This is a genomic window from Lelliottia sp. 7254-16 (genome assembly GCF_002922995.1).
GTDB classification, from domain to species: Bacteria; Pseudomonadota; Gammaproteobacteria; order Enterobacterales; family Enterobacteriaceae; genus Enterobacter; species Enterobacter jeotgali.
This window is the reverse complement of the sequence record NZ_PQVS01000010.1, coordinates 21,508-34,123: the sequence shown is the minus strand read 5'-3', so window position 1 is coordinate 34,123 and position 12,616 is coordinate 21,508. Positions and strand designations below refer to the sequence as shown.

The following is a 12,616-nucleotide window of genomic DNA, read 5'->3' as shown; positions in this document are numbered from 1 at the left end:
ACTCTTCTATTTTGAGACGTTTTACGATTATGCCCGGTGGCGCTTACGCTTACCGGGCCTACAGATTAAACCGTAGGGCGGGTAAGCGTAGCGCCACCCGCCATCTTCGTTAAATATATCCTGTTAGTACAGCGCTTTACCGCTGCTGTCTTTCACGTTGGTTTTCCATGCAGCACGAATCTGCTCAACCACGCTGTCCGGCAGGCTGGCGTAATCCAGGTCATTAGCCTGTTTGCCGCCGTTTTTGTACGCCCAGTCAAAGAACTTTAGCACTTCAGCGCCCTGCTCAGGTTTCTTCTGATCTTTGTGGACCAGGATGAAGGTGGTAGACGTGATTGGCCACGCGCCGTCACCTTTCTGGTTAGTCAGATCCTGTGCGAAGGTTTTGCTCCAGTCTGCGCCTTTGGCAGCATTCGCAAAGTTCTCTTCAGTCGGGCTAACCGGTTTGCCATCGGCAGAGATCAGCTTGGTGTAAGCCAGGTTGTTCTGCTTAGCGTAAGCGTACTCTACGTAGCCGATTGAGCCAGGCAGACGCTGTACGAACGCGGCGATACCGTCGTTACCTTTACCGCCCAGACCAGTCGGCCAGTTCACGGTAGAGCCCGAACCGATTTTGGATTTCCACTCTTCGTTCACTTTCGCCAGGTAGCTGGTGAAGACGAAGGAGGTACCGGAACCGTCAGCGCGACGAACCACGGCGATGTTCTGCGAAGGCAGTTTGACACCAGGGTTCAGTTTGGTGATGGCTTCGTCATCCCATTTTTTGATTTTGCCGAGATAGATATCACCCAGGGTTTTGCCATCCAGCACCAGTTCGCCAGATTTCAGGCCAGGGATATTCACGGCCAGCACAACACCACCGATAACGGTTGGGAACTGGAACAGACCTTCCTGCGCCAGTTTGTCATCAGACAATGGAGCGTCTGATGCGCCGAAATCGACGGTGTTCGCGGTAATTTGTTTCACGCCACCGGAGGAGCCGATACCCTGATAGTTAACCTTGTTACCGGTTTCTTTCTGGTAAGTATCAGCCCATTTGGCATACACCGGCGCAGGGAATGTTGCACCAGCACCAGTCAGGCTTGCTTCTGCGAATACAGAGAAAGCGCTCAGAGATAAGGTCGCGGCGACAACAGTTGCGACAGTGGTACGCATAACTTTCATAATGTCTCCTGCAAGATTTCGTAAATCATTGTTTGAGTGGCTACGATGAGCAAAGTAGGACAAACAGGTGACAGATAAATGTACGAATTATGACAGTTTTATGACACTGAAAGTTTGATTTAAGAATTGGCAAAATTATCATTAACAATCATCGTGTTAGACGACTATATGACAGTGCGATTTCAGAAAAATTTTATTTCTATGACACTAAAAAAGTAGCTGAAGATGACAGATTGTCATAAATAAAAAAAACGGGAGGGGGTGAAAAAAGCTCCACCCGAAGGTGGAGCCTGAAGGGATTATTCTACGGTAACGGATTTCGCCAGGTTACGTGGCTGATCGACGTCGGTGCCTTTGATCAGCGCGACGTGATACGCCAGCAGCTGCAGCGGAACGGTGTAGAAGATTGGGGCAATAACTTCTTCGACGTGCGGCATCTCGATGATGTGCATGTTGTCGTTGCTGACAAACCCGGCATCCTGATCGGCGAAGACGTACAGCTGGCCGCCACGGGCGCGGACTTCTTCGATGTTCGATTTCAGTTTTTCCAGCAGTTCGTTGTTAGGCGCCACAACAATCACCGGCATGTCGGCATCAATCAGCGCCAGCGGGCCGTGTTTCAGCTCGCCAGCAGCGTAGGCTTCCGCATGGATGTAAGAGATCTCTTTCAGCTTCAGTGCACCTTCCAGCGCAATAGGGTACTGATCGCCACGGCCAAGGAACAAGGCATGATGTTTGTCAGAGAAATCTTCAGCCAGGGCTTCGATGCGTTTGTCCTGCGACAGCATCTGCTCGATACGGCTCGGCAGCGCCTGCAGCCCGTGAACGATATCGTGCTCAATAGAGGCATCCTGGCCTTTCAGACGCGCCAGTTTCGCCACCAGCATCAACAGCACGGTCAGCTGAGTGGTGAACGCTTTGGTCGACGCCACGCCGATTTCGGTGCCGGCTTTGGTCATCAGCGCCAGATCGGATTCACGCACCAGCGAAGAGCCTGGGACGTTGCAGATCGCCAGAGAACCGAGATAGCCCAGCTCTTTTGACAGACGCAGCGCCGCCAGGGTATCCGCCGTTTCGCCGGACTGAGAAAGGGTGATCATCAGGCTGTTACGGCGCACGGCAGATTTGCGATAGCGGAATTCCGAGGCGATTTCGACATCGCACGGCACGCCCGCCAGCGCTTCAAACCAGTAGCGCGAAACCATACCGGAGTTATAAGAGGTGCCGCAGGCCACGATCTGGATATGCTCGACGTTCGCCAGCATTTCGTTGGCGTTGTCACCCAGCTCGCTCAGATCCACTTCACCGTGGTTAATACGCCCGGTCAATGTGTTCTTTATCGCGTTCGGCTGCTCGTAGATCTCTTTCTGCATGTAATGACGGTACGCGCCTTTGTCGCCCGCATCGTACTGCAGATTGGATTCGATCTCCTGACGCTTGACCAGCGCGCCGGAATTATCAAACACCGTCACGCTGCGACGGGTCACTTCCGCGATGTCACCCTCTTCGAGGAAAATAAAGCGACGCGTCACCGGCAGCAGAGCCAGCTGATCGGAAGCAATGAAGTTCTCGCCCATACCCATGCCGATAACCATCGGGCTGCCGGAACGTGCCGCCAGCAGGGTGCTTGGATCGCGAGAATCCATGATTACCGTACCGTACGCGCCACGCAGCTGAGGAATGGCGCGCAACACGGCTTCGCGCAGCGTACCGCCCTGCTCAAGCTCCCAGTGAACCAGGTGCGCGATAACTTCGGTGTCAGTTTCGGAGACAAAGGTATAGCCACGCGCTTTCAACTCTTCGCGCAGCGGTTCGTGGTTTTCGATAATGCCGTTATGCACCACCACAATGTGTTCAGACACATGCGGGTGCGCGTTGCCTTCTGAAGGTTCGCCGTGCGTCGCCCAGCGGGTGTGCGCGATGCCTGTTCCGCCATGCAGCGGCGTTTCTTCCGCCGCTTGCGCCAGCATTTGCACTTTACCGAGACGACGCAGACGAGTCATATGACCTTCTGCATCCACCACTGCCAGACCGGCAGAGTCGTAGCCACGGTATTCCAGACGACGTAAACCTTCGAGAAGGATTTCAGCAATATCACGCTGCGCAACTGCGCCAACAATTCCACACATAGTTAGATTTCCTGAGAATGGCGTTATGCCATGCGTTGTCGCTGACCTGTATTACTCTTCGTCCTTCACGCTGTGACTGCGTTGGCTGCACGTGCTCGCCATGGTCACTTACTTAAGTGAGCTCCCATGGACTCTCACGTTTGCCGCCTTGTCACAACGCGAAATCCTTTGAGTATGCCTTTTTAGGGCGCCCCGAGCCTTGTAGAGAGTGGGGTTATAGTTATGGTTACTGCCAGTGGGGGGAGATATATCTTTATCTCCTCACCCGAGTTAGCCTGATGGCGGCTATGCCTTATCAGGCCTACTTAATCGTAGGGCGGGTAAGCGAAGCGCCACCCGCCTTGTTGTTACTTTTTCTTCACCGGACGCTGCCAGCCTTGCTTGTGCACCTGCGGTACGCGGCTGAGCACCAGCTCATTATCCGCCACATCGCGCGTAACGGTCGTTCCGGCGGCGATGGTCACGCCTTTACCGATCGTGACCGGAGCCACCAGCTGCGTATCGGAACCGACAAACACATCGTCACCGATGATGGTTTTAAACTTGTTCGCGCCATCGTAGTTACAGGTGATCGTACCCGCACCGATATTCACGTTGTCGCCAATTTCCGCATCGCCCAGATAGCTCAGATGACCCGCTTTGGAGCCTTTACCCAGACGCGCTTTTTTCATTTCAACAAAGTTGCCAACGTGCGCGCCTTCCAGCAACTCAGCGCCTGGACGCAGACGCGCGAACGGGCCGATGGTGCAGGCCGCTTCCAGGTGCGCATCTTCCACCACGCTGTACGGGCTGATTTCGCAGTCATCGCCAATCACGCTGTTTTTGATAACACAGCCAGTGCCGATTTTGACGCGATTCCCAAGCGTGACCTGACCTTCAATAATAACGTTAGTGTCGATTTCCACATCGTGCCCGTGAATCAGCGTCCCACGCAGATCAAACCGCGCCGGATCGCGAAGCATGACGCCCGCCAGCAGCAGTTTTTCAGCCTGCTCAGCCTGGTAAACACGTTCCAGACGGGAGAGTTGCAGGCGGTTGTTCACGCCCTCAACTTCGCTCAGACGCTCGGGATGAACGGCGACGATCTCATTCCCTTCGTGGTGCGCCAGGGCAATGATATCGGTGATGTAGTATTCACCCTGTGCATTGTTATTGTTCAGTTTTGCCAGCCAACGCTTCATGTCCGCGCCGTTGGCGATCAGGATACCGGTATTGATTTCCTGAATCTGGCGCTGTTCGTCAGAGGCATCTTTGTGCTCAACAATGCCGGTCACTTTGCCGTTTTCACGCGTGATGCGGCCATAGCCGGTTGGATCGTCGAGTTTTACGGTCAGTAAGCCGATGCCACCCTGCGGTTTGGCTTCACGCAGGCGAGTCAGCGTTTCTACCGCGATCAGCGGGACATCGCCGTAGAGCATCAGAATGTCTTCGTCATCCGCAAAGAACGGCGCGGCCTGCTGCATCGCATGGCCCGTTCCCAGCTGTTCTGCCTGAAGGACCCAGTTGAGTTTGTCATCATGCAGGGTTTGCTTGAGCAGATCGCCGCCGTGGCCATACACCAGATGGACCTTGCTTGCGCCAAGTTCCCCAGCAGCATCAATGACATGCTGCACCATTGGCTTTCCTGCCAGTGTGTGAAGCACCTTAGGAAGATCGGAATACATGCGCGTACCTTTGCCAGCGGCAAGGATGACCACGCTCATCGTATTATTTAACATACGCGTCCTGACTGTAATTTGAGTGAGAAGTAAAACCCTTTGACGTTGAAAATTCTACATATTTTGCGTCATAAAATGGAACGCTGGTAAAACGTTCAACATCCGGCGATATTCGCTATTTGAGGATAGTTTTGCGGTCAGAGTAAATCACTTTTTCTCTGGAAAATAGCTTTCTTAAGGCAAGTCGCGAGGGTTCACAACAGGTTAGCGATTTTTTCGCCTCAAGAATAAAGATCCGTACAAAGCAAAACAGTGTTTTAATTATTCAATATTGTGACACCTAAAAAAGAAACACTGTTTCATCTTGATGATAATGGCGCTCAATTATCAATCAGGAGAATAAGATGAATTATAAAATACCTCTGGCCCTAATGATGTGTAGCTCCTTTGCTGTTTCTGCTGCCGGGCAGCACGTCTGGAAAGCAATTGCCTTTGGGCAATCAACCGATCTTAACTTTTCGTCTAACGTGTTGCCGGAAAAAATAGGCGTCAACGACGTCACCATTGACGGCAAAAAGCTGACGCCGCAGGACGTGGCCGATCTCTCAAAACCCATCACCATTGAAAGTCGTGGCGGCAAGATCGCCAATTCTCACGACGGGTTAACCTTTTTCTATACCGAACTGCCGACTCGCGAGAATTTCGAATTGTTGGCCACCGTCAAAGTTGAGCAGTTTGGCCCGGAGAATGGCGCAAAACCCGCCGCGCAGGAAGGGGCCGGACTTCTGGTACGCGATGTCATTGGCGTGCCGCGCCAGCAGCCGCTAAAAGAGGGTTATGAAGAGTTTCCAGCGGTCTCAAACCTGGTAATGAATGCCATTATGACGCAGGATAAAAAGGACCATCAGCGAGTCAAAATGCAGGCGGTCACCCGCGAAGGGATTTCCCAACCCTGGGGTAACGCGGGCGCGGCAATCAAAAAGCAGAGCTATAAAGAAGAGATCGACCTGGGCAAAACGCCGGAATTTCGCCTGAAGCTGCAACGCACCAACGACGGCTTTATCACCGCCTGGTCTCCCGTAGGAAGTGACGAGTGGATCAGCCAAAGCGTACCGCGTGCGGACTTGATCTCGGTGCAGGATAAAGAACACTATTACGTCGGATTTTTCGCCTCGCGTAATGCCAAAATCACCGTAACGGACGCCTCGCTGACCACCTCGGTCGCAGAAACTTCGGCCTCGAAACCCTGGCAGGCAAAAGCGCTACCGGTTGTCGTACAGCTAACTTCCGCCAGCAAAAGCACCTCTGATAAGTACCTTGTTCAGGCCCGAGCGAATAACGATGGCGTGTTTAGTGTGCGCCAGAACGAAGTGGTGATCGGTAATGATAAAGCAGTCAAAGCCGGGGAAATGTATTCCTTGCCAACCACGCTGACAGAAAATAATACCTTTAACCTGAGCTTTACCCCCGCGCAGGGCGAGGCGATTCAGCAGCAATTTACCGTTGATAAAGTGAATGAATTTACAGAAATGACAATTCACGCCGCGCCTGATGGAAAAGCCGACGGAAAAGGCACGCTCGCCTCGCCGCTGGATTTAGCCACAGCAATTGACCTGCTCGCACCGGGCGGGACTATCGTCCTTAAAGCCGGGGATTATCCGCGCAGCGAAATTCCACTGTCTGCCAGCGGCAACGCCGATCGGCGCAAAATATTGCAGGCAGACGGCAAGGCCGTGATTCACGGTCTGCTGGTGGATGCCAGCTACTGGGATATCAAGGGCGTGGATATTACCGACAAAAGCCTGCGCATACAGGGCAGCCATAACCTGATTGAAAATGTCACCGCATACCGTAACGACGATACGGGCATTCAAATATCGTCCCCGGATAACGTGGGCCGCGCGCTGTGGGCAAGCAATAACCGGGTGATTAACTCTGAATCCTACGCCAATGAAGATCCCGGCAAAATCAATGCCGATGGTTTTGCAGTGAAGATGCGTGTCGGGGAGGGCAATCGTCTGGAAAATTGCTATTCGCACGACAACATCGACGACGGTTTTGATCTGTTTAATAAGATAGAAGATGGCGCAAACGGCGTTGTGGTGATCGAGAATTCAATCGCCCGCAATAACACCAGCAACGGCTTTAAACTGGGCGGAGAAGGGCAGCCGGTGGCGCATGAGGTGCGTAACAGCAAAGCGGAAGGGAATCATCTGGATGGATTTACCGACAACTTCAATCCCGGCAAGCTGGTGGTGACGAACAATGTGGCGTTGGACAATCAACGCTTTAACTTTATCTTTCGTCCGAGCCCGTATGGCGACGCTTCAACGCAAGGTGTGTTCAGCGGGAATAAATCCATACGCACGCAGCGCGGTCGCTATGATGATGCTGTGGTCGGGAATATTGATGAGACGAACTATTTTATCGCGGACGGGAAGAGCGTGAATAACAGCGGGGAAGAGCTGCCAGATGGCGCTTCGCTTATCACACAACGGTAAGCGTGGCGCCACTCGGCATACAGCAGATTACAGGTTGAACGTACCGAAAGAGACGTTCATGTTGCTGAAGAGAGCGATGACTTTATTGATCAGTTTCATGTTGGTATCCCAATTTTGCTGGAGTTAATTATGTGACACACATCACAAAAAGAAGTCTACTCCTCAATTTTTAACCGATCAATATTTTTGTGACGAAAATCACAAAATATTAAAACACCTTTTCAGTTCCATAAAATCTGAAACGCAGCCATAAAAAAAGCCAGTCTGGAATCCAGACTGGCTTTTGTGCTTTTCAAGCCGGTGTTACATCGCTTTTTTGGTTAACTCGATAACGCGAAGTTTCGCGATCGCTTTAGCCAGCTCAGCTGAGGCCTGTGCGTAATCCACGTCGCCATGAGAGCTCTTAATGTGCTCTTCTGCTTTACGCTTCGCTTCCAGAGCTCGTGCTTCGTCGAGATCCTGTCCACGAATAGCGGTATCAGCAAGAACGGTCACACTACCAGGCTGCACTTCAAGAATGCCGCCGGACAGATAGATAAACTCTTCATGACCGAACTGTTTTACGATGCGGATCATACCAGGCTTAATGGCGGTGAGCAGCGGGGCGTGCCCTGGGAAAATACCCAGTTCACCTTCACTGCCCGTTACCTGGATTTTCTCGACCAGACCAGAGAACATTTGTTGCTCTGCGCTGACGACGTCCAGGTGGTAAGTCATTGCCATATCACCCTCCGATTAAGGCGTTAAAGTTTTTTGGCTTTCTCGACAGCTTCATCGATGGTGCCAACCATATAGAACGCCTGCTCTGGCAGGTGATCGTATTCGCCTTCCATGATGCCTTTAAAGCCACGGATGGTATCTTTCAGCGATACGAATTTACCCGGAGAACCGGTAAAGACTTCTGCAACGAAGAACGGCTGGGACAGGAAGCGCTGGATCTTACGCGCACGTGCTACCACCAGTTTGTCTTCTTCAGACAGTTCGTCCATACCCAGGATCGCGATGATGTCTTTCAGTTCCTGGTAACGCTGCAGGATGGACTGAACGCCACGCGCGGTGTCGTAGTGTTCCTGACCAACAACCAGTGGATCCAGCTGACGGCTGGTAGAGTCCAGCGGGTCAACGGCCGGGTAGATACCCAGAGACGCGATCTGACGGCTCAGTACCACGGTTGCATCTAAGTGAGCAAAGGTGGTGGCTGGAGATGGGTCAGTCAAGTCATCCGCAGGTACGTATACCGCCTGAACGGAGGTGATAGAACCGGTTTTGGTAGAAGTGATACGTTCCTGCAGAACGCCCATCTCTTCCGCCAGAGTCGGCTGATAACCTACCGCTGATGGCATACGGCCCAGCAGTGCAGATACTTCAGTACCGGCCAGGGTGTAACGGTAGATGTTATCAACGAACAGCAGTACGTCACGACCTTCGTCACGGAACTTCTCAGCCATAGTCAGGCCGGTCAGTGCCACACGCAGACGGTTTCCTGGTGGTTCGTTCATCTGGCCGTAAACCAGGGATACTTTATCCAGAACGTTGGAGTCGGTCATTTCGTGGTAGAAGTCGTTACCCTCACGAGTACGCTCACCCACACCAGCAAACACGGAGTAACCGGAGTGCTCGATCGCGATGTTACGGATCAGCTCCATCATGTTTACGGTTTTACCCACACCCGCACCACCGAACAGACCGACTTTACCGCCTTTTGCAAACGGGCAGATCAGATCCATTACTTTGATACCGGTTTCCAGCAGTTCCTGAGAGCTTGACAGCTCTTCATAGGAAGGCGCTTCGCGGTGAATCGCCCAACGCTCTTCTTCGCCGATGTCGCCTTTCATGTCGATCGGCTGACCGAGCACGTTCATGATACGACCCAGCGTTGCTTTACCAACCGGGACTTCGATCGGATGCTCGAGGTCTTTAACTTCCAGACCACGACGCAGACCGTCGGAAGAACCCATGGCGATAGTACGCACGATACCACCACCGAGCTGCTGCTGAACTTCCAGCACCAGGCTCTCATTACCATTCTGAACCTCAAGAGCATCGTACACGCGCGGTACGGCATCCTGAGGGAATTCGACGTCAACCACGGCGCCGATTACCTGGACAATTTTTCCAGTAGCCATCTTGAATCCTCTACGAATTAACCTGGTTATACCGCGGATGCACCACCGACGATTTCGGTGAGTTCCTGAGTAATGCTGGCCTGACGAGCTTTGTTGTATACCAACTGCAGCTCTTTAATCAGGCTGCCGCCATTGTCGGTCGCGGCTTTCATCGCCACCATACGTGCGGCCTGCTCGCTGGCCAGGTTTTCTACTACGCCCTGATAAACCTGAGATTCAACGTAACGACGCAGCAGGGTATCCAGCAGCGGTTTCGGATCAGGTTCATACAGGTAATCCCAGGCTTTATGTTTTAACTCTTCATCTTCTGATGCCGGCAATGGCAGCAGCTGAGTGAGGGTCGGAACCTGAGACATCGTATTAATAAATTTGTTGCTGACCACATACAGTCTGTCCAGACGGCCTTCATCATAGGCCTGCAACATCACTTTAACCGGGCCGATCAGTTCGGACAGGGACGGGTTATCACCCATGCCGGTCACCTGAGCGACAATGTTGCCACCCACTGAATTAAAGAAAGAAACGCCCTTGGAGCCGATCATCGCGATATCGCTCTGAACGCCTTTGTCGGACCAGACTTTCATTTCAGCCAGCAGCTTTTTGAACAGGTTAATGTTCAAGCCACCGCACAGACCACGGTCGGTAGACACCACCAGGTAGCCCACGCGTTTAACGTCGCGTTCTTCCAGGTAAGGATGTTTGTATTCCAGATTACCGTTCGCAAGGTGACCAATCACTTTGCGCATGGTATCTGCATAAGGACGGCTGGCCGCCATGCGCTCCTGCGATTTACGCATTTTGGAAGCGGCGACCATTTCCATCGCTTTAGTGATCTTTTGCGTGTTCTGGACGCTTGCGATCTTACTACGTATCTCTTTTGCGCCGGCCATGAGCTTCTCCTCAATGCCTTGCGGCCTGTCCTAAGACAAGCCGCCGGACGTTACCAGGACTGGGTTGCTTTGAAGGAATCGAGGATAGCTTTCAGCTTGCCTTCGATTTCGTCGTTATAGCCACCGGACTGGTTAATCTCTTGCATCAGCGGAGCGTGATCACGGTCAACGTAAGCCAGCAATGCGGCTTCGAAGCTACCGATTTTCGCCAGTTCCACATCTTCGAGGTAACCGCGTTCAGCCGCGAACAGCACCAGGCCCTGTTGTGCAACAGACATTGGGGCATACTGTTTCTGTTTCAGCAGCTCGGTCACTTTCTGACCATGGCTTAACTGCTTACGGGTCGCTTCATCCAGATCGGAAGCGAACTGAGAGAACGCAGCCAGTTCACGATACTGTGCCAGAGCGGTACGAATACCACCGGACAGTTTCTTGATGATCTTAGTCTGAGCAGCACCACCCACACGGGATACGGAGATCCCTGGGTTAACCGCAGGACGAATACCGGAGTTGAACAGGTTGGTTTCGAGGAAGATCTGACCATCGGTAATGGAAATTACGTTAGTCGGAACGAACGCAGAAACGTCACCCGCCTGAGTTTCGATAATCGGCAGCGCAGTCAGGGAACCGGTTTTACCTTTAACTTCACCATTGGTGAACTTCTCAACGTACTCAGCGTTAACGCGGGATGCGCGCTCCAGCAGACGGGAGTGGAGGTAAAATACGTCGCCCGGGAAAGCTTCACGTCCTGGTGGACGACGGAGCAGCAGGGAAACCTGACGGTAAGCAACGGCCTGTTTAGACAGGTCATCGTACACGATCAGTGCATCTTCACCGCGGTCACGGAAGTATTCGCCCATTGCGCAACCGGCATATGGCGCCAGGTATTGCAGTGCAGCGGATTCAGAAGCGGTAGCCACCACAACAATGGTGTTTGCCAGTGCGCCGTGCTCTTCCAGTTTACGAACCACGTTAGAAATGGTGGACGCTTTCTGGCCGATAGCCACGTACACACATTTGATACCGGAGTCGCGCTGGTTGATGATCGCATCGATTGCCATCGCGGTTTTACCGGTCTGACGGTCACCGATGATCAGTTCACGCTGGCCACGACCGATTGGGATCATGGCATCAACGGATTTATAACCAGTCTGAACTGGCTGATCAACGGACTGACGTTCGATAACGCCTGGTGCGATAACTTCGATTGGCGAGAAGCCATCGTTATCAACCGGGCCTTTACCGTCGATTGGTGCACCCAGGGTGTTCACCACGCGACCCAGCAGGCCACGGCCAACTGGAACTTCCAGAATACGACCGGTACATTTGACTTTCATGCCTTCGGCAAGGTCAGCGTACGGGCCCATAACTACAGCACCTACGGAGTCGCGCTCCAGGTTCAGTGCGATAGCGTAACGGTTTCCCGGCAGGGAAATCATTTCACCCTGCATACAATCGGCCAGGCCGTGGATGCGGATAACACCGTCACTTACAGAAACAATAGTACCTTCGTTGTGAGCTTCACTCACAACACTGAACTGAGCAATGCGCTGCTTGATCAGTTCGCTGATTTCGGTGGAATTCAGTTGCATGCTCCAGTCCCCTTAAGACTGCAAGACGTCTGCAAGGCGTTCAAGACGGCCGCGTACGCTGCCATCAATGACCATATCACCCGCTCGGATGATTACGCCTGCCATTACAGACTTATCGATTTTGCAATTCAGCTTAACTTTGCGTGACAGACGTTTTTCCATCGCGGCGGTGATTTTCGCAAGCTGTTCTTCACTCAGTTCATTCGCAGAGGTTACTTCAACTTCGGCGGTAGCTTCACTGAGAGCACGTAAGTGCTGGAACTGCTCGAGAACATCCGGGAGCACTCGCAGACGACCGTTTTCAGCCATGACCTTAATCAGGTTCTGGCCGTTGTCATCCAGTTGCTCACCACAAATGGCGATAAACGATGCAGCAAGGGTTTCGGGTGCTAGTGCACCGGAAAGCATCTCAGCCACTTGCTCGTTTTTCGTTACCTCAGCGGCAAACGCCAGCATATCCTGCCAGCGATCGACATTTTGGTGTTCGACGGCAAAGTCAAAAGCTGCTTTGGCGTAGGGGCGAGCTACCGTAACAAATTCAGACATCAGCCCCTCC

9 protein-coding genes are annotated in these 12,616 nt (G+C 52.6%); 1 reads left to right on the top strand and 8 read right to left on the bottom strand.

The window, feature by feature from the left end; genetic code table 11:
• Positions 1-123 precede the first annotated feature (123 nt).
• The 3 genes from pstS to glmU form a co-directional block, all read right to left on the bottom strand.
• The gene (gene pstS, locus C3708_RS14110; protein WP_095284103.1) at positions 124-1,164 is read right to left on the bottom strand and encodes a phosphate ABC transporter substrate-binding protein PstS; all 1,041 of its coding nucleotides are present in this window, start codon (positions 1,162-1,164) and stop codon (positions 124-126) included.
• 299 nt (positions 1,165-1,463) lie between these two features.
• Positions 1,464-3,293, bottom strand: coding sequence for a glutamine--fructose-6-phosphate transaminase (isomerizing) (gene glmS / locus C3708_RS14105; protein WP_103950167.1), 1,830 nt, complete (start codon positions 3,291-3,293; stop codon positions 1,464-1,466).
• A gap of 347 nt (positions 3,294-3,640) precedes the next feature.
• A complete protein-coding gene (glmU, locus tag C3708_RS14100; RefSeq protein ID WP_103950168.1) occupies positions 3,641-5,011 on the bottom strand; it encodes a bifunctional UDP-N-acetylglucosamine diphosphorylase/glucosamine-1-phosphate N-acetyltransferase GlmU in 1,371 nt (456 codons plus the stop codon).
• A 344-nt stretch (positions 5,012-5,355) separates the two neighbouring features.
• Between glmU and C3708_RS14095 the strand changes: the two genes are divergently transcribed.
• Positions 5,356-7,452 carry a right-handed parallel beta-helix repeat-containing protein gene (locus tag C3708_RS14095; RefSeq protein WP_103950169.1) on the top strand — a complete coding sequence of 699 codons (2,097 nt, stop codon included), beginning with the start codon at positions 5,356-5,358 and terminating at the stop codon, positions 7,450-7,452.
• Positions 7,453-7,755: 303 nt separating this feature from the next.
• Here C3708_RS14095 and C3708_RS14090 read toward each other — a convergent pair whose 3' ends face one another.
• From C3708_RS14090 to atpH, 5 genes are read right to left on the bottom strand one after another with little or no spacing between them, the layout of a single operon-like run.
• Entirely contained in the window at positions 7,756-8,175 is a 420-nt protein-coding gene (locus tag C3708_RS14090; protein WP_003023809.1) for a F0F1 ATP synthase subunit epsilon, read from the bottom strand.
• Between the two features lie 20 nt (positions 8,176-8,195).
• Positions 8,196-9,578: a F0F1 ATP synthase subunit beta gene (gene atpD, locus C3708_RS14085; protein ID WP_095284097.1), complete on the bottom strand. Its 1,383-nt coding sequence runs from the start codon at positions 9,576-9,578 to the stop codon at positions 8,196-8,198.
• A gap of 26 nt (positions 9,579-9,604) precedes the next feature.
• Positions 9,605-10,468, bottom strand: coding sequence for a F0F1 ATP synthase subunit gamma (gene atpG / locus C3708_RS14080; RefSeq protein ID WP_095284095.1), 864 nt, complete (start codon positions 10,466-10,468; stop codon positions 9,605-9,607).
• Between the two features lie 50 nt (positions 10,469-10,518).
• Positions 10,519-12,060 (bottom strand): F0F1 ATP synthase subunit alpha, encoded by a 1,542-nt coding sequence (atpA, locus tag C3708_RS14075; protein ID WP_095284094.1) that lies wholly within the window; start codon positions 12,058-12,060, stop codon positions 10,519-10,521.
• A gap of 12 nt (positions 12,061-12,072) precedes the next feature.
• The gene (gene atpH, locus C3708_RS14070) at positions 12,073-12,606 is read right to left on the bottom strand and encodes a F0F1 ATP synthase subunit delta (protein ID WP_095284092.1); all 534 of its coding nucleotides are present in this window, start codon (positions 12,604-12,606) and stop codon (positions 12,073-12,075) included.
• Positions 12,607-12,616 lie beyond the last annotated feature (10 nt).

Coding starts and splice junctions, on each gene's coding strand:
- pstS (WP_095284103.1), bottom strand. CDS start 1,164: ATGAAAGTTATGCGTACCACTGTCGCAACTGTTGTCGCCGCGACCTTA.
- glmS (WP_103950167.1), bottom strand. CDS start 3,293: ATGTGTGGAATTGTTGGCGCAGTTGCGCAGCGTGATATTGCTGAAATC.
- glmU (WP_103950168.1), bottom strand. CDS start 5,011: ATGTTAAATAATACGATGAGCGTGGTCATCCTTGCCGCTGGCAAAGGT.
- C3708_RS14095 (WP_103950169.1), top strand. CDS start 5,356: ATGAATTATAAAATACCTCTGGCCCTAATGATGTGTAGCTCCTTTGCT.
- C3708_RS14090 (WP_003023809.1), bottom strand. CDS start 8,175: ATGGCAATGACTTACCACCTGGACGTCGTCAGCGCAGAGCAACAAATG.
- atpD (WP_095284097.1), bottom strand. CDS start 9,578: ATGGCTACTGGAAAAATTGTCCAGGTAATCGGCGCCGTGGTTGACGTC.
- atpG (WP_095284095.1), bottom strand. CDS start 10,468: ATGGCCGGCGCAAAAGAGATACGTAGTAAGATCGCAAGCGTCCAGAAC.
- atpA (WP_095284094.1), bottom strand. CDS start 12,060: ATGCAACTGAATTCCACCGAAATCAGCGAACTGATCAAGCAGCGCATT.
- atpH (WP_095284092.1), bottom strand. CDS start 12,606: ATGTCTGAATTTGTTACGGTAGCTCGCCCCTACGCCAAAGCAGCTTTT.